This window comes from Lichenihabitans sp. PAMC28606, assembly GCF_020616535.1.
Taxonomy (GTDB): domain Bacteria; phylum Pseudomonadota; class Alphaproteobacteria; order Rhizobiales; family Beijerinckiaceae; genus Lichenihabitans; species Lichenihabitans psoromatis.
Map to the genome: position 1 here is coordinate 1,680,740 of NZ_CP085136.1, position 16,637 is coordinate 1,697,376.

Annotated in this window: 16 protein-coding genes; 9 read left to right on the plus strand and 7 right to left on the minus strand. The window is 63.9% G+C overall.

The window, feature by feature from the left end; translation table 11 throughout:
- The first annotated feature begins 41 nt into the window (after window positions 1–41).
- From LGH83_RS07940 to LGH83_RS07970, 7 genes are all read left to right on the plus strand, one after another.
- Window positions 42–422, plus strand: coding sequence for a DUF983 domain-containing protein (locus LGH83_RS07940; RefSeq protein ID WP_227401320.1), 381 nt, complete (start codon window positions 42–44; stop codon window positions 420–422).
- The gene (locus LGH83_RS07945; RefSeq protein ID WP_319799634.1) at window positions 419–1,198 is read left to right on the plus strand and encodes an SURF1 family protein; all 780 of its coding nucleotides are present in this window, start codon (window positions 419–421) and stop codon (window positions 1,196–1,198) included. Before LGH83_RS07940 ends, LGH83_RS07945 begins: the two co-directional genes overlap by 4 nt.
- Window positions 1,199–1,300: 102 nt before the next feature.
- A complete protein-coding gene (gene thrC, locus LGH83_RS07950; RefSeq protein WP_227401321.1) occupies window positions 1,301–2,716 on the plus strand; it encodes a threonine synthase in 1,416 nt (471 codons plus the stop codon).
- Window positions 2,713–3,981: a M16 family metallopeptidase gene (locus LGH83_RS07955; RefSeq protein WP_227401322.1), complete on the plus strand. Its 1,269-nt coding sequence runs from the start codon at window positions 2,713–2,715 to the stop codon at window positions 3,979–3,981. The genes thrC and LGH83_RS07955 overlap by 4 nt, the downstream gene beginning before the upstream one ends.
- 1 nt (window position 3,982) lies before the next feature.
- Complete coding sequence (locus tag LGH83_RS07960; protein ID WP_131119025.1) at window positions 3,983–4,588, plus strand: GNAT family N-acetyltransferase; 606 nt, start codon at window positions 3,983–3,985, stop codon at window positions 4,586–4,588.
- A 24-nt stretch (window positions 4,589–4,612) separates the two neighbouring features.
- Window positions 4,613–6,358 (plus strand): gamma-glutamyltransferase, encoded by a 1,746-nt coding sequence (gene ggt, locus LGH83_RS07965; protein ID WP_227401323.1) that lies wholly within the window; start codon window positions 4,613–4,615, stop codon window positions 6,356–6,358.
- Window positions 6,358–7,455, plus strand: a complete 1,098-nt coding sequence (locus tag LGH83_RS07970) for an NAD(P)-dependent oxidoreductase (RefSeq protein WP_227401324.1) — start codon at window positions 6,358–6,360, stop codon at window positions 7,453–7,455. The genes ggt and LGH83_RS07970 overlap by 1 nt, the downstream gene beginning before the upstream one ends.
- Window positions 7,456–7,532: 77 nt before the next feature.
- Here LGH83_RS07970 and LGH83_RS07975 read toward each other — a convergent pair whose 3' ends face one another.
- Entirely contained in the window at window positions 7,533–7,772 is a 240-nt protein-coding gene (locus LGH83_RS07975) for a general stress protein (protein WP_131120073.1), read from the minus strand.
- Window positions 7,773–8,091: 319 nt separating this feature from the next.
- Between LGH83_RS07975 and argE the strand changes: the two genes are divergently transcribed.
- A complete protein-coding gene (argE, locus tag LGH83_RS07980) occupies window positions 8,092–9,261 on the plus strand; it encodes an acetylornithine deacetylase (protein WP_227401325.1) in 1,170 nt (389 codons plus the stop codon).
- Window positions 9,262–9,309: 48 nt separating this feature from the next.
- Here argE and LGH83_RS07985 read toward each other — a convergent pair whose 3' ends face one another.
- Window positions 9,310–9,924: a DUF1236 domain-containing protein gene (locus LGH83_RS07985; protein WP_227401326.1), complete on the minus strand. Its 615-nt coding sequence runs from the start codon at window positions 9,922–9,924 to the stop codon at window positions 9,310–9,312.
- Window positions 9,925–10,257: 333 nt separating this feature from the next.
- Here LGH83_RS07985 and fabF point away from each other — a divergent pair, with 333 nt between their 5' ends.
- Window positions 10,258–11,529 (plus strand): beta-ketoacyl-ACP synthase II, encoded by a 1,272-nt coding sequence (gene fabF, locus LGH83_RS07990; protein WP_227401774.1) that lies wholly within the window; start codon window positions 10,258–10,260, stop codon window positions 11,527–11,529.
- A gap of 82 nt (window positions 11,530–11,611) precedes the next feature.
- Here fabF and LGH83_RS07995 read toward each other — a convergent pair whose 3' ends face one another.
- The 5 genes from LGH83_RS07995 to LGH83_RS08015 form a co-directional block, all read right to left on the minus strand.
- Entirely contained in the window at window positions 11,612–12,925 is a 1,314-nt protein-coding gene (locus LGH83_RS07995) for an MFS transporter (RefSeq protein ID WP_227401775.1), read from the minus strand.
- Between the two features lie 235 nt (window positions 12,926–13,160).
- The gene (gene minE / locus LGH83_RS08000; protein WP_131119037.1) at window positions 13,161–13,436 is read right to left on the minus strand and encodes a cell division topological specificity factor MinE; all 276 of its coding nucleotides are present in this window, start codon (window positions 13,434–13,436) and stop codon (window positions 13,161–13,163) included.
- Window positions 13,433–14,248, minus strand: a complete 816-nt coding sequence (gene minD, locus LGH83_RS08005; protein WP_131119039.1) for a septum site-determining protein MinD — start codon at window positions 14,246–14,248, stop codon at window positions 13,433–13,435. The genes minE and minD overlap by 4 nt, the downstream gene beginning before the upstream one ends.
- A 28-nt stretch (window positions 14,249–14,276) precedes the next feature.
- Window positions 14,277–14,939 (minus strand): septum site-determining protein MinC, encoded by a 663-nt coding sequence (gene minC, locus LGH83_RS08010; protein WP_227401776.1) that lies wholly within the window; start codon window positions 14,937–14,939, stop codon window positions 14,277–14,279.
- Window positions 14,940–15,138: 199 nt separating this feature from the next.
- Complete coding sequence (locus tag LGH83_RS08015; protein ID WP_227401327.1) at window positions 15,139–16,374, minus strand: DUF2252 family protein; 1,236 nt, start codon at window positions 16,372–16,374, stop codon at window positions 15,139–15,141.
- Between the last annotated feature and the right edge of the window lie 263 nt (window positions 16,375–16,637).

Consider the following 16,637-nt stretch of genomic DNA (forward strand, 5'->3'; position numbering starts at 1 on the left):
ACTTTCCTTGATCCAGCCTTCGGGTCACGCCTCGAGGCATCATGTCCACGGACCGCGACAACACCGCCTCCACCTCCGCTGTCTCGGTCGGGCTCCGCGGCCGTTGCCCGCGCTGTGGCAAGGGTCCATTGTTCAAAGGATTCCTTGATCTTGCGCCATCCTGCACGGTCTGCGGGCTCGATTATGGCTTCGCCGATGCAGGCGACGGCCCAGCGGTTTTCGTCACCATGATCGCGGGCACGATCGTGGTTGGTCTAGCGCTGTGGACCGAGGTCACTTACGAGCCGCCCTTCTGGGTCCATCTCGCCATCTTCCTGCCGCTGACGCTGGTGCTCTGCCTTGGGACCTTGCGCCCGATCAAGGGGCTGCTGATTGCCCTGCAGTATCGTAACAAAGCCGAACAGGGGCGGTTCGACCCGTGACCGTGACGATGGGAGACAGCCGGGTCCGCCGGAGGCCAAGCCTGCTCTGGCCGACCCTGTCGACCCTGATCGCGCTGGCGATCCTGGTCGCGCTCGGAGTCTGGCAATTGGAGCGGCTGGCATGGAAGAATGGCCTCGTCGCCATGATCGCGGCGCGGACGACCGCTCCTCCCGCTCCCCTCCCGCCCGAAGCGGACTGGATGCGACTGTCGCCCGATGCCTATGCCTATCGCCATGTGACGGTCGAGGGCAGGTTCGAGCACGACAAGGAAGCCCATGTGTTTCGGCCCCTGTCGGACCCGCGCGGGCGCTACAGTGGGCTCGGTGATCTTGTGTTGACGCCGCTTCGCCTTGCATCCGGCGCGGTCGTGATCGTCAATCGTGGTTTCGTGCCGGACAACAAGGTCGATCCGTCGACCCGTGTGCTGGGCCAGATCGAAGGCGCCGTGACGGTGACCGGCCTGATGCGCGAGCCCGAATCCCGCAACGCCTTCACGCCAGTCGACGACCCGGCCCATGGCCTCTGGTTCACACGCGACCCGGCTTCGATCGCGCAGGCGTTCGGCCTCGATCGCGTCGCCCCGTTCACAATCGATCAGGATGCTTCGGCCATTCCTGGCGGTCTTCCCCAGGGTGGCGAAACGGTGTTGTCGCTGCCCAACGACCATCTGTCCTATGCTCTGACCTGGTTTGGCTTGGCGTTCGGGCTGCTCCTGGTCTATGCGGTCTTTGTCTGGCGTGCGCTGTTCAGCGCACCGGTCGAGCCGGGTGTTTGAGTCCGGTGAATGGAATGGCATGCCGGGGCGATCCATGAAACGATGGACAGTTCCGTTGAACCCTCATCACACGGCGCGGCAATCGCGCGGGAGTGACCTATAGTGAACTATGTGTCGACCCGAGGCGAAACAACGAGCGTCTCGTTTACCGAGGCCCTGCTGGCGGGCTTGGCGCGCGACGGCGGGCTTTACGTTCCGGAGACGGTCCCGGTCCTCACGCCGTCCGCCATCGCGAGCTTTGCGGGCCGACCCTTTGTCGAGGTGGTCGAGACGGTGATTTCGCCCTTCGCCACGGATGCGTTCGATCCCGCCGATCTGCGCCGCATGATCGAGACTGCCTACGCGACCTTCCGGCACCCGGCCGTCACGCCCCTCGTACAACTCGACACCAACCTCTTCGTGCTCGAACTCTTTCACGGCCGCACGCTGGCATTCAAAGACGTGGCCATGCAATTGCTGGGTCGCATGATGGACGCGACCCTGAAACGAAGCGGACGCCGCGCCACCATCGTGGGCGCGACCTCGGGCGATACGGGCGCGGCTGCGATCGACGCCTTTCGCGGGCTCGATCAGGTCGATGTCTTCATTCTTTATCCGCATGGCCGCGTATCGGACGTGCAACGGCGGCAGATGACCACGATCGATGATGGCAATGTCCACACGATCGCGATCGAGGGGACGTTCGACGATTGCCAGGCCATCGTGAAAGGCCTTTTCAATCATCATACGTTCCGAGACAGGGTCGGCTTATCCGGCGTTAATTCGATCAATTGGGCCCGGATCGTCGCGCAGATCGGCTATTATTTCGTGGCCGGTGCCGTCCTCGGGTCGCCGCATCGTGCCCTGTCCTATGTGGTGCCGACCGGAAACTTCGGCGACATCCTGGCCGGCCATTATGCCAAAGCAATGGGCCTGCCGATCGACCGGTTGGTGATCGCCACCAATGAGAACGACATTCTAGACCGCTGCCTCAAGACCGGAACCTATGGGATCCAGGGTGTGCGGCCGACCCAATCCCCCTCGATGGATATCCAGATCTCATCGAATTTCGAACGGCTTCTCTTCGGTGCCTATGGGCGCGACAGCACGGCCTTGCGCGGGCTGATGGCCAATCTGGCCCAGGCCGGGCAATTCACCATCGCGCCCGAACCGCTGGCGCGGATCAGGGCGGATTTCGATTCAGAGCGGGTCGATGAGGCTGGAACGCAGGCCGAAATGGTCCGCACGTTCAAGGAGACGGGTCACATCTTGGATCCCCATACCGCGATCGGCGTCGCAGCCGCCCGCACCACGTTGGCGCGCGATCCCAAAACGCCTGTCGTGGCGCTCGGGACGGCCCATCCGGCGAAATTCCCCGATGCGGTGGCGCGTGCAACCGGCAAGCATCCGACTCTGCCGGAGCATCTCGCCGACCTCATGAGCCAGCGGGAGCGGATCAATCGACTGCCGAACGACATCGCGGCCGTCGAGTCCTTCGTGACCGACCGGGCCCGCATCCTCGCGGATGCCTCCGCATGAGCGTCGATCTCACGACCCTGCCAAATGGGCTCCGCATTCTGACCGACTCGATGCCAAACCTCGAGACCACCTCGCTCGGCATTTGGGTTGGGGTCGGATCGCGCCACGAGACGCGAGCCGAACATGGGCTGTCGCATTTCCTCGAGCATATGGCCTTCAAGGGCACGCGGCGGCGGTCGGCCCGACGCATCGCCGAGGAGATCGAATCCGCCGGCGGCGACCTGAACGCCGCAACCTCGACCGAGCAGACCACCTACTATGCCCGCGTGCTCGCGGCCGACACGGGGCTGGCGCTCGATATTTTGGCGGACATTCTGACCGAGAGCGTGTTCGACCCAATCGAGCTCGAGCGCGAAAAAGACGTCGTGCTGCAGGAGATCGGCGCCGTCGACGACACGCCGGATGACCTCGTCTTCGAGGTCTTCACCGCCACGGCCTTCCCGGACCAGCCGATCGGCCGCGCCATTCTCGGCACACCCGACGGCGTCAGCGGCTTCGACCGTGACGCGATCGCGCGCTATCTCGCGGCCCATTACAACCCGTCCGCCATGATCGTCGGTGCCGCCGGGGCGCTGGAGCATGACCGGATCGTCGAGGACGCCGAAAAGCGGTTCGGCGGCATGGCGGCGCAGGCGGCTTCACCCGCCGTTCCGGCCGTCTACAAGGGTGGTGAGCAGCGTATTCGGCGCAAGATCGAGCAAGCCCATCTGGTGATCGGGTGGGAGGGGCCGTCTTTCAACGACCCCACCCATTACGCCGCTCATGTCTTCTCGCATGCGGCGGGGGGCGGCATGTCCTCGAGGCTGTTTCAGGACGTGCGGGAAAATCGCGGGCTCGCCTATTCGATCTACACGTTCGATTGGGCCTATGCGGATACTGGATTGTTCGGTTTCTATGCCGCGACGGCACCGAAACACATGGGCGAATTGCTTCCCGTGTCTTTGGATTGTCTCGCCGGCGCGACCGCGACCCTGACCGAGGAAGAGGTCGAGCGCGCGAAAGCTCAGCTCAAGGTATCGGTTCTTGTGGCGCTCGAATCCTCCGGCGCGCGCGCCGAGCAGATCGCTCGCCAACATCTCGCCTTCGGCCGCATTATCGATCGGCACGAGGTCATCGCCAAGATCGACGCGATCGGCGTCGAGGATGCACGCCGGGCTGGATTGAAGATGCTGCAAAGCGCGCCGACCGTGGTATCGGTGGGCCCAACCAAGGGGTTGCTGACCCCCGACCAAGTGATGGCACGGCTCGGATCGACGCGAGGCTAGAATGGCGCTGTTCCGTATCGGCTCTCCCAACGAGGCCTCGACCTTTCTCAGAGGTGACCGGGTTTTTCTGCGCCCGGCCGAGATGCGCGATTACGAACAATGGTCGACGCTGCGGGATCGCAGCCGGACGTTTCTGACGCCATGGGAGCCGATCTGGCCGGCCGACGACCTGACCCGCGCGTCGTTCCGTCGCCGCATTCGCGCCCATGCGGAAGAGATCGAGGCCGACGATGCCTATCCGTTCCTGATCTTCCGCGAAGACGAGACGCTGATCGGCGGCCTCACGATCGGCCAGGTGACGCGCGGCGTGTCGCAAACCGCGACACTTGGCTATTGGATGGGCCAGCCTTACGCGGGTCACGGCTATATGAGCCGGGCTGTGCGCGCGGCCGCGCATTTCACCTTTGGGACGCTACGGCTGCATCGGTTCGAAGCCGCCTGCCTCGCCCATAACAATGCGTCCATCCGCGTACTGGAGCGGGTCGGGTTTCAGCGCGAGGGGTTTGCACGATCCTACCTCCGGATCAACGGGCGCTGGCAGGATCACATTCTCTTCGCCTTACTGGAAAGCGACCCGATCGCCGGGCCGAACCACCGGCCGGAATGACCGCGACCCCATGAGGAGCCTTCCATGCGGCTGAAGATCCTGGTCGGTGCCGCACTATCGCTCATCGTGTCGACGCCGCTGCGAGCCGCCTCGCCTGAGCCGGTCGGCGCGGATCACGCCATGGTCGTTTCAGCGCAGGCGCTGGCCTCAGATGTCGGGTTGGATATCCTCAAGCGGGGCGGCAATGTCGTCGATGCGGCTGTCGCTGTGGGCTATGCTCTCGCGGTCGTCTATCCGGCAGCCGGTAATCTCGGCGGCGGCGGCTTCATGACGATCCGGTTCGCCGACGGCCGGACGACATTCCTCGACTTCCGCGAAAAGGCGCCGCTTGCCGCAACCGCATCGCTGTTCCTCGATCCGAGCGGCAACGTTGTTCATGGCCGGTCCACCGATTCATGGCTTGCGGTCGGCGTTCCCGGGTCGGTTGCGGGGCTCGAGGCGGCGCGAGAGCGTTATGGTTCACTGAGCCGCGAGGTGCTGATCGCGCCGGCGCTCGCGTTGGCGCGCGATGGCTTCGTGCTGACCGATGCCGATGCGCGGCTGTTTCGTCTGGCTGCGGATGACCTCGCCAAGAACCACGCCGCTGCCGCGATCTTCGTCAAAGACGGGCATGCATTATCGGCGGGCGATCGCTTGCAACAGCCCGATCTCGCCCGGACGCTCGAGACGATCAGCCACGATGGAGCAGCCGCCGTCTACGGTGGCCCGATCGGAACCGCGATCGTCGCGGCCAGCCAAGCTGGCGGCGGCATTCTCGAGGATCGTGATTTCGCGACCTACAAGGTCCGCGAGTTGGCGCCCGTGCGATGTTCCTATCGCGGGTTCGACATTCACGCGGCACCGCCACCGAGCTCCGGCGGCGTCACGCTTTGCGAAATCCTGAACATCGTCGAGGGCTTCGATCTTCGCGGCATGGGGTTCCATTCGGCCGCCGAGGTCCATGTGCTGACCGAAGCGATGCGGATCGCTTATCGCGACCGCAACAGCGCCCTCGGGGATCCGGATTTCGTCACCAATCCCGTGGCGCATTTTATCGATAAAAGCTACGCCGCCAGGGTGCGGGCGGGCTTGCCGCTCGAACAGGCCAGTACAATGGCAGATCTCGCGGCGCATGCGGCCGAGGGGCGGCAGACGACGCATTACTCGATCGCGGATGCAGCCGGAAACGCGGTGTCGGTCACGACGACGCTCAATGCTTGGTTCGGAGCGCGACGCGTCGCCGGACCAACCGGCATTCTGGTCAATAATGAGATGGACGATTTCACCGCCAAGATGGGCTCCGCCAACATGTTCGGCCTCATCCAAGGCGAGAATAACGCGATCGCGCCCGGCAAAACGCCGCTGAGTTCGATGACCCCGACCATCATCACGCGCGGTGACAAGCTGGTGGCGGTCATTGGCAGTCCCGGCGGATCGCGCATCATCACGACCGTGGTCGAGGTTATCATCAACCTGGTCGACCATGGCATGACCATTGCCGAGGCCATCGATGCCCCGCGCATCCATGTGCAGGATGCACCGGCCACGATCGCGCTCGAACCCTTCGCGCTCTCCCCCGACACCCAACATCTTCTCGAACGGTCTGGCCATGTCTTTGAAGACAGCGCCGTGTGGAGCATGGCGCAGGGCATTCTGACCGGCGCACCGGCGCTGTCGCCTCCGCCCGTCGACACGCATGCGCTGTCGATCCCGGATAATTTTGCGCAGCACTATCAACTCTATGGCGCACGGGATGAGCGGGCCGCCACCGGCGCCGCCAGGGGGTTCTGATGTCGCTCCCGACCACGCCCCAGGAGCCGGACGCGCTCCAGCCGATCCGCATGGAACGGCTTGCCACGCTGCCGATCTTTCTCAAGCTCGGAAAAAAACGCGCCGTCATGGCGGGCGGATCTCTTCCGGCCGTCTGGAAAGCCGAACTGCTGTCGGCCTGCGGTGCCGATGTCACGATCTTCACGGCCGAGCCCTGCCCCGAACTCCTCGACCTCGTCGTCTCTCCGCCCGGTGGACCGATCGACATCGTGGCGCGGGACTGGCGTCCGGATGACCTCGTCGGAGCCGCTGTCGCGATCGGCGCGATCGAGGAGGAGGAGGATGCGACCGCCTTTCGGGATGCGGCGCGGCAGGCCGGCGTCCCGGTCAACGTCATCGACAAGCCGGCCTTCTGTGACTTTCAATTCGGGACCATCGTCGGCCGCTCGCCGCTGGTCATCGGCATCTCGACCGACGGTGCCGCGCCGGTCTTCGGTCAGGTCGTCCGCGCTCGGATCGAGGCTCTCCTGCCTCAGGGTCTGCGGCGCTGGGCGGAAGCTGCGCGCGACTGGCGTCCGGCTGTTCAGGCCTATGGTTTCGATTTTCGGTCGCGTCGACGGTTCTGGGAAGCCTTCACGGACCGGGCCTTCGCGGCGGTCGATAAAGAGCCTCTCGACACGGATTTCGACGCCTGCCGTGACGCGGCTTTATCGCAACGCGTAGCCTCGACGGCCGCGAGTGTCGTGCTGGTCGGGGCTGGATCGGGCCACCCCGACGATATGACTTTACGCGGCATTCGCGCCTTGCAAACCGCCGACGTCGTGATTCACGGATCGGACGTTGCCGAGCCGATCGTTGCCTTCGCGCGCCGCGAGGCCGTCAAGGTCGTGGTGAATGCGCCACTGGGCTCAACACTGCCGGCGATGGTTCAAGAGCAGCTTCAGCCCGGCCGCCGCGTGGCTTGGCTCGACCGGGGGAACCCCGACCTTTGCGAACGCTGGGTCGCCCGCGCTGTCCAACTCGCGGCCGGTACAGTCACGGTCGAGGCGACCTCGGGACTTGGCTTATGTCCGGATTGTACGCCGGACTGCCCAGCATGGATCAAACAATCCCGATGATACCCTCGGGTCGAATTGGCCCGAGGTCACTTTGAGTTTTGACAAGATCAGCCATGCGGCCGATCTTGTCCGTCCGACTATTCTGCCGAAACTTTCGCCGGCTGAAGCGCCGTATGCGACGCATGTCCGCCCTTTCGGCCCGCTTGAGCCGCCAGTTGGTGATCTTGCGAGAAGCTGCGCTTTTCAGGGTTGACGCTCCGTCCCCCCTTCCGACCGGCTTCCGATGCCAAACCAGGATTTTGAGAAAAGCTTCGCTTTTCATTCGGCACGCTCTCGCCGCCTTTGCGGGCGATTGCACGCCGTTTTTCGACATCCATCGAGGCGAAACCTCGGGTGGATGTGGGTAGGCTTTGGGTTGGCTCGGTCATATCCTCGCACCTGCTCGTGACGCCCCTCGAAGAGATGAACGCTGCGACCCCAGGGCAGTTCCGCGTTCGGGGCCACACGCTCTCCTGCAAAGAGCGACCCAGGGTCGCGGGGGGGGGGGTCGACCGAGCCACCTCACGCCTCCATCGCGCGTCACGCCACGATGAGATCGAAGACGACCTTAGGAGTCTCGGCCGTTTGCGGGTAAAACGCGGCTCGTCGCGGGTGGCCGTCGCGGCCGGCCCGCTGTCCTCCAGACAGGACCATCGCATGCCGCCCGATTCCGCCACGCTGGACAGCGTCATCGCCTTGCTCGATCGGTTGGTGTCGTTCGACACCGAGAGCGCGAAAACGAACCTGCCCCTGATCCATGCGGTTGCCGATCACTGCCGCATGCAGGACGTGCCGTTTCGCCTCGCGCCGAATGCCGCGGGCGACAAGGCGGCGCTGATCGCCACGATCGGACCCATGGTTGACGGCGGCATCGTGCTGTCGGGCCATACCGACGTTGTACCGGTCAAAGGTCAGGCTTGGACGAGCGATCCCTTTACGATGCGGCGCGACGGAACCCGCCTTTTCGGGCGGGGCACCTGCGACATGAAGGGCTTCGACGCGCTCGCTCTCGCCATGATCCCCGCCTTCAAGGCCGCTCGTCTGTCGGTGCCGATCCACATCGTCTTGAGTTACGACGAGGAGGTCACCTGCCTCGGGTCGGAGGACATCATACGCCAGTTCGGCAACGGTCTGCCGATGCCCCGCGCCGTCATCGTCGGTGAACCCACCATGATGCAGGTCGCGGACTCACATAAGTCCGTCTGCACCTATGCGACCCATGTCGAGGGGCATGAAGCGCATTCGGCCAAGCCGGCGCTCGGCGCCGACGCCATCGCGGCGGCGGTGGACATTGCCTGCGAATTGATGCGGCTCGGCGATCGTTTCGAGCAGGAGGGCGACCGCACCGGCCGCTTCGATCCTGCTTTTTCGACGGTCCATGTCGGCCTGATCAACGGCGGAACCGCCCGCAATATTCTCGCGAAACAATGCGATCTTCTTTGGGAGTTCCGCGGATTGCCGTCTGTTCCGCTCGATACGGCCTATCGACATCTTGAGCGCTACGTCGCCGAGAAAGCTCTGCCGATCCTCAATCGCTATTCGGACAAGGGAACGATCTCGACGACCGTCGAGGTCGAGGTGCCGGGACTTGAGCCGGATGCAGGCTCGGCAGCCGAAGTGCTGGCGCTTCGCGCCGCACAGGCCAACCATACCATTAGCGTATCCTACGCCACCGAAGGTGGGCGCTTCCAAGGCGCAGGCCTGCCGACTGTCATTTGCGGGCCGGGAAGCATCGATCAAGCCCATCAGCCCGATGAGTTTATCGAGATTTCTCAACTGTCGGAGGGCGTTGCGTTCATGCACCGACTGATCGATGGGCTTCGCTGACGACGGGGCGAGCGCAGAGACGAGCCTCCGCGCTCACTCCCAGCGGGATCAGGCGGGGAAGACGTCGATGATTTCGAGCGTTTCCGGATCGACGACGACGATGTCGCCCCGCACCAGAACGAATTCGTAACCCTCGTAGTCCGGGTAGGCGTCGATGATGCTCGGGGGCAACGGATTGAGCTCAAGGGCGCGCGGGACGCGGACGCCGACATTCAAGGCGAAATCGACCGCCTGCAATTCACGAATGCCAAGGCCGTTGATGGCGTGACGGAAGCGCTCCTGATGGCCGCGATCAATCCGGGCAGGATGCTGTCGGTCTCCACCGCCTTGGCGCGGCTCGCGTTGCATCGCATGACCCTGCATACCTTGACCCTGCATGCCTTGACCCTGCATGCCTTTGCCTTGCATGCCCTGGCCCGCCTGCGGCTCGAGGCCAGGCTTCTGGCCAGCAGACCCGCCTTTCGCATGCGGCTCGCCGGCGTCCCCGCCTTCCGCACCGCGGCCACTTCCGTTTGGCAGCGCGTTTTGACCGGTACCCATCGCACCCTGGCCCGCATTCGGCGCTCCGCCGCCGGCGCCGCCTGCATTTTGGGCGAAGCCGGTGCCCTGCAGCGCCAGTGTTGTGGTCACGACCGTCGCCAGAAAACTACGTCTTATACGCATCGAACAACCTTTTCAGAGATTTATCGTCCTTCAAGGAACGACCCTCGGTCAGCGATGTTCCGCGAGGCATATCGCCTATGCGTTGGGCATTTCGACCCTAAAAACGCCAATTTTCATGCTCGTGTCGGCCCGAGGATGTGAAATAAAGTTGCGGCTTTCGGCAGCGCACGCCATCTAGCTGCGGTTATGTTCGACTTTTTCCGATAGTCATTCGGACGGAGCCGGGGTTATGTCTCGATCGTCGGTCTACCTTGCCGACGCCGACACATGGCTGGCCGATCAGGTCTTTTAATTCGCGTAGTGCCAGGAATGAACGGGACAATGTCGAACGAAATACAACGGATTGTCGTCACCGGTCTGGGCATCGTGTCACCCCTGGGATCGGGCGTGGCGCCTGTCTGGAAGCGGCTGATCGAAGGACAATCGGGCTTGCGCCTCCTGCCGGACGAGATGGTTCCCGATATCGACGCCAAAGTCGGCGCTCGTGTTCCGAGCCGTGAGGAGGACGAACACGGCTTCGATTTCGCTGCGGTTCCAGTCAAGGACCGTAAGAAGATGGATCGGTTCATCGTCTTCGGCATGGAAGCGGCGCGGCAGGCGATCGAACAATCCGGGTGGCTGCCCGAAACATCCGACGAGCGTGACATGACCGCGACCGTGATCGCCTCCGGGATCGGGGGCTTTCCCGGGATCGTCGAGGCGGCCCGGACTGTCGAAACACGCGGCGCCAAGCGCCTCTCGCCGTTCACGGTGCCGTCGTTCCTGGTCAATCTCGCGGCGGGTCAAGTCTCGATCCGCTATGGTTACAAGGGCCCGATCGGCGCGCCGGTGACAGCCTGTGCGGCGAGTGTACAGGCCATCGGCGACGCCATGCGCCTGATCCGCAGCGGTGAAGCCACGGTGGCGATCTGCGGCGGCACGGAGGCCTGCATTGATCGCGTCAGCCTCGGTGGGTTCCATGCCGCGCGGGCTTTGTCGACAGGCTTCACCGATGCTCCGACGGCGGCGTCGCGGCCCTTCGATGCCAAACGCGACGGCTTCATCATGGGCGAAGGCGCCGGCATGCTGGTCATCGAGACGCTTGAGAATGCCAAGCGACGCGGCGCAACGCCGCTGGCCGAACTCGTCGGCTACGGCACCAGCGCCGACGCCTATCACATGGCGGCCTCGCCCGAGGACGGGAACGGCGCACAGCGCGCCATGCGACGCGCCATCACGATGGCCGGCATCGCGCCGAGCGATATCGGCTATTTGAACGCCCATGCCACGTCGACGCCGGTGGGCGACGCGGGCGAGCTGGCGGCCATCAAGGCGGTGTTCGGGATCGACGGCAAATTGCCCATCTCGTCGACCAAATCGGCGACCGGCCATCTTCTCGGAGCAGCCGGCGGCTTGGAAGCCGTATTCTCGATCATGGCGCTTCTCACCGGAACGCTCCCGCCCACGCTCAATCTCGAAACGCCCGATCCGCTGGCCGAGGGGCTGGACATCATCGGTCCGCAGGCCCGCACCAAGTCGATCGACTACGTGCTGTCGAACGGGTTCGGCTTTGGCGGCGTCAACGCCTCGGTGATCTTCCGGCGCTGGGACGAGGCGCGCGGTTAAACGCGGTCGGTCGATCGACGGATGGCCTGGCAGGCGCTCGTTTAACGAAAAGGCTGGTGACAGAAAGCCACCAGCCTTTGACTCATCCAGCGGTTCGAGTAGCCCCGGCCGCCAGGGTGACCTCGTCGCGATGCTTGGCCAGATAGGCCAACACCACGAAGGTCATGACGCCACCAACGAACACGCAGGCCGCGACGAACAGCATCGGGGCTTCGACGCTGCCGGTCCAATCCTTGATGAGCGGGACCGCATTTTGGGCGATGAAGCCGCCAAGATTGCCAACCGAGTTGATGACCGCGAGGCCGGCTGCCGCCGATGCGCCGGTCAGGAAGCTCGACGGCAACGTCCAGAACACCGGCTGTGCCGCGAAAATGCCGGCCGCCGCGAGCGAAATGCAGCCGAACTTCACCCAGTCGCCCGGGAGATAGACGCTCAACACGAGGCAGAGCGCGCCGAACAGCGCCGGTCCGGCGATGAAGGCCGTGGTCTGCCCCGTGCGGGCCGCGAGTTTCGGCGTGCCCCACAAGGCGAGCGCCACGATGGCCCAGGGAATGATGTTCAACAGCCCGTTGACCGTGTTGGATACGCCGAAGCTCTTTACGATGGTGGGCAACCAATAGCTGATCCCATAGGCGCCGAGCGGCAGCGACACATACCAAATAGCGAGGATCAGCACCCGCCGGTCCAGCAGCGCCTTGAACGGGTTCGTGTGGAGCGTCTTTCCCGATGCGCGATCCTCGTGGTCGAGCGTGTCGCGTAGCCACTGCTTCTCCGAGGCGTCGAGGAATTTGGCATTCTCGGGCCGATCATCGAGATAAAAGAGGGTCACGATCCCGGCGATCACGGCCGGGAGGCCGGTGACGAGAAACACCCACTGCCAGCCCTTCAGGCCGAACGTTCCGTTGAGATCGAGCATCGCGCCCCCGATAGGCGCACCGACCGCATTGGCGATCGCACTGTAGAACATGAAAGAACCGACCATGCGGCCCCGATATTTGAACGGGAAACAGATGGTCAGCAAATAGAGCACGCCGGGAAAGAAGCCCGCTTCGCATGCCCCGAGCAGAAACCGCAGGATGTAAAACATCGTCGCGTTCTGCGTATAGGCCAACGCGATCGTCACCATACCCCAGGTGATCATGATGCGGGCGAACCAACGCCGCGCGCCGACGCGCTCGTGAATGATGTTGCTCGGCACTTCGAAGATGAAATAGCCGATGAAAAACAGCGATGCGCCAAGCCCGTAAGCGAATTCGGTCAGGCCGAGGTCGCCCACCATCTGCAGCTTGGCATAGCTGACGTTCTGCCGGTCGATATAGGCGATCAGATAGATGATGCCGACGAACGGCAGCAGCCGTCGCGTGATCTTCGCGATGATCTCGGGCCGCTCCTCGATCGCTTGCGTCACATGGCTCATCGGACCCCCCGGGTTGGACTCATGGCGTGTCGCGAGTCGCTGGCCTGTTGACCCTGCGTATCATGGAGGTGGCACGAGGCTCTAGGCGAAAGCGATGCTCGCATCCGCGAGCGCACGACGATCGCCTTGTTGCTGGCACTCTTGCGACTCCCATCAAAAAAGCCCGGATCGATGATCCGGGCTTTTGTTTTACCGTTGATCGACCGCAGAAGCTTCAGCTCGCGAGAGCCGTCAGGCTGCTGGTCGGCGCGCGGATCTCGAGGTCGACCTCAAGGGTCGACAGCGTGTCGTGCTTGCCCATCCGGACCCGCACCTTGTCCCGATCGATCGACACATGTTTGGCGATCACCTTGAGGATTTCTTCGCGCAGGATCACGACGAGATCCGACCGGCCGTCGAGCGCGCGCTCGTGGGACAGCAGGAGTTGCAGGCGTTCACGCGCCTGCGGGGCGGAATTCGCGCGTGCCCCGAAGAAACGGAACGGGTTCATGCAGCCCTCCGTCCGAACAGCATGCCGAACAGGTTCTTCTTCTCGCGCGGCACCGTCACAGCCATCGTGTCGCCGAGCAGGCGGCGGGCCGCTTCGGCATAGGCCTTGGCCGGAGCGCTCGAGGGGTTGTTGATCGTGACGGGCGAGCCGACGTTGGAGGCCCGCAACACGTCCTGGCTTTCCGGGATGATGCCGAGCAGCGGGATCGACAGGATGTCGAGCACGTCCTCGGTCTTCAGCATGTCGCCGCGTTGCGCGCGGGCATGGTCGTAGCGGGTCAGCAGCAGGAACTTGTCCATCCACTCGCCGCGCTCGGCCTTCTCGGTCTTCGAGTCGAGCATGCCGATGATGCGGTCGCTATCGCGTACCGAGGAGACTTCCGGGTTGGTGACGATCACGGCGATATCGGCATGGCGCATCGCCAGCGTCGCGCCGCGCTCGATGCCGGCCGGGCTGTCGCAGATCACCCAATCGAAGCGCTCGCGCAATTCGGCGATGATGCGGGCGACGCCGTCGTCGGTCAGCGCATCCTTGTCGCGCGTCTGCGAGGCGGGCAGCAGATAAAGCGTCTCGACGCGCTTGTCGCGGATCAAAGCCTGGTTGAGGTTCGCCTGGCCCTGGATGACGTTGATCATGTCATAGACGACCCGACGTTCCGCGCCCAGCACCAGATCGAGGTTCCGCAACCCGACGTCGAAATCCACCACGACGACGGTCTGCCCCTCTTGGGCCAGCGCCGCGCCGAGCGCCGCCGTCGAGGTCGTCTTGCCGACCCCGCCCTTACCCGATGTGACCACCAGAACCTGAGCCATCCCGACTACCCCCCACCAATCCGTTTGGTCACGCCAATGCTTCGACGACGAGAACGTCGCCATTCGACCAGGCCTGGACCGGCCGGCCACGCAGGCCGATGTCGATCTCGTCCGCTGTCTTGTAGAGGCCGTCCACCGCCAGCAGCTCGGCATCGAGGCTTTGGCAGAAGATGCGGCCGTTCTTGTTGCCCCAACCGGCCATCGCGCGGCCCCGCAGGGCGCCGTAGATGTGGATGGAGCCGCCCGCCACAATCTCGGCGCCCGAAGCGACCGAGCCGAGAATGGTCACGTCGCCATCCGGGCAATAGATCGATTGACCCGATCGGACCGGCCGATCGATGACCATCGAGGTCGAGGGGCGCGGGTCGGGCGGCGTCGCGGGCGCTGCTTCGTTGGTCTGCGGCGGCACGTCGATCGGCGTCGAGGGGCGACCGTCCGACAGGATCGGCGGCAAACCGCGCGCATCCGCCCCGAGGGTCGCGGTTTCGGTGCCTTCAAGCGCCATCACACGTATTTTGCGCGCCTGCAGTTCGTTCACGATGCCCATCAGGTCCGGCCGCTTCTGCGGCAAGCCCGACACGTCGACCACGACGGGCCGATTGATGAAATAGGCCGGCGACCGCGCCAGCAACGCATCGAATTGCTCCAGCCAGTCCGCCACCGGCATCTCTGGTGTCAGCACCAGCGCCATGAGCGAGCGGCCACGAAAGCGAACCGGAGAAGAGGCGAGGGAATCAGACACGTTTAACGATCCTTTAATGCTCCGATCTGGAGCCAAGATCGTTAAGAAATGGTTAACGCGCCCTTGGTGATTCAGCCTTTGTTAAGCACAATGACAGGAATTCCACAGATGATTCAGGCCTGTGTCGACGCATAGCGCCGCAAGGGTTTCAAGCCGGGGCCGACGCATAGCGCCGACAATGGTCAAGATATCCTGCCTCGTGATGCGCGACGAGATCGACCACGCTGGTCCATAGCCACGATGGGGCATCGAGTGTCCCGCTATGATGACGGCCGAGCTCGTCATGCCAGGCGTGCTTCGTCACCTCGTCCATCTGCCGCCCATGCGCGTAGCCGAGGACGGCGGCGAGAAAACGGGCCGCCTTTGCCGCATCGTCTTGCGACAAATGCTCGATCTGGAGCTTCATGTCTTGCGGCATGAGTTCGCGAAGCACGACGGGCTTCCCGAAGAGGCGTGTCGCCAGCATCCGATCACCGAGATAGGGGGACAGGTGTCGCGCGCCTTCGACGACCCTGAAGGCATCGTCGAGCGGCATCGCGGCGCCCGGTGCACGCGGCGCGGCGGCCTCCACGGCCTCCTTGATGTCGAGCAGGCAATAGCTCTTGCCGGTGGTTCCGGACCGCTCGAGGCCGAGCAAAACCGCATATCGAAGGCGGCCGAGGGAACTGCAACCTTTCATCCAATAGGCAGCGTCGAGAACCTCGATTGCAACGTTGGAGGCTCGACCATGCAGCGCGGTCACGAGCAGCCGGACATCCTCGGTCTGAACCAAGGCCGCAATATCGTCCCGCTCCTGATCCGACAAAGGCCAGAACCGTCGTCCGAGCGGGATCGTCGGCTTCACATGGTCGAGGCGCTCTTCGGCCAGATGCTCCCAACGACGGCTGGTGGCGCGACCCAGAATCTGGCGAATGGCGCGGCCGGCATGCCCAGCCCGCAAGACATCCGCATCGCTTGCCAGCGTTCTCTGATAGCCGATGATCATCTCCTCCATCATTCTTGCGGTCGTGACACCCGGGAGGTCGGAGCCGCGCGCCGCCGTGGCCAGCGACAGGCCGAGGCGGATCAGATCATGGGCCGGATTGCCGATCACGGTTTGGTCGAGGTCGCGGATCTGGATCCTGATCTTGCCCTTGGCATTGGCGACCGGCCCGAGATTACCAAGGTGACAATCGCCCCCGATCCACACCGCCGGCGCTTGCGGCAGGGCCCGCCCGGCCGATGTGGACAACCAATCATAGAACCGCACCGTCGCGCCGCGCACATAGGCGTGGGCCGATTGAGCCATCTTGAGGTTGCGTTGTTTCAGCAGCAACTGCTGCCGATCGTCGATGCCGGGCAGAATCTTCGCGAGGCGTTTGGGGGCGGATAGGACAGCCGACATGATGCTCCGATCAGCGAGCCAAACCAAATGGTACGTTTTACACACCAGCGAGTTAGGACCCGGCAGGAGCGTCATACAGATGTCATAAACGCGCAGATCGCTTGGTTCCAGCGGCAACTTCGAGGGTGAACGGGTCAGGTTTTTGGTCGGACGGGTGGTTTCAGCGCGGTAATCACTGTAAAGCCTCCGCGTGAACGTGCCCTGCGCGGGTGGAGATCAAGAGAGCGATCAGGCTGGATCGCATTGTGGGATGTGGAGGCTCA

Excerpts from the sequence above, each read along its gene's own strand:
- argE (WP_227401325.1), top strand. The coding sequence starts at position 8,092 with ATGCCGCCCGATTCCGCCACGCTGGACAGCGTCATCGCCTTGCTCGAT.
- ggt (WP_227401323.1), top strand. The coding sequence starts at position 4,613 with ATGCGGCTGAAGATCCTGGTCGGTGCCGCACTATCGCTCATCGTGTCG.
- minE (WP_131119037.1), bottom strand. The coding sequence starts at position 13,436 with ATGAACCCGTTCCGTTTCTTCGGGGCACGCGCGAATTCCGCCCCGCAG.
- LGH83_RS07960 (WP_131119025.1), top strand. The coding sequence starts at position 3,983 with ATGGCGCTGTTCCGTATCGGCTCTCCCAACGAGGCCTCGACCTTTCTC.
- LGH83_RS07985 (WP_227401326.1), bottom strand. The coding sequence starts at position 9,924 with ATGCGTATAAGACGTAGTTTTCTGGCGACGGTCGTGACCACAACACTG.
- minC (WP_227401776.1), bottom strand. The coding sequence starts at position 14,939 with ATGGCGCTGGTGCTGACACCAGAGATGCCGGTGGCGGACTGGCTGGAG.
- LGH83_RS07955 (WP_227401322.1), top strand. The coding sequence starts at position 2,713 with ATGAGCGTCGATCTCACGACCCTGCCAAATGGGCTCCGCATTCTGACC.
- LGH83_RS07975 (WP_131120073.1), bottom strand. The coding sequence starts at position 7,772 with ATGGATGTCGAAAAACGGCGTGCAATCGCCCGCAAAGGCGGCGAGAGC.
- LGH83_RS08015 (WP_227401327.1), bottom strand. The coding sequence starts at position 16,374 with ATGTCGGCTGTCCTATCCGCCCCCAAACGCCTCGCGAAGATTCTGCCC.
- minD (WP_131119039.1), bottom strand. The coding sequence starts at position 14,248 with ATGGCTCAGGTTCTGGTGGTCACATCGGGTAAGGGCGGGGTCGGCAAG.
- LGH83_RS07940 (WP_227401320.1), top strand. The coding sequence starts at position 42 with ATGTCCACGGACCGCGACAACACCGCCTCCACCTCCGCTGTCTCGGTC.
- LGH83_RS07970 (WP_227401324.1), top strand. The coding sequence starts at position 6,358 with ATGTCGCTCCCGACCACGCCCCAGGAGCCGGACGCGCTCCAGCCGATC.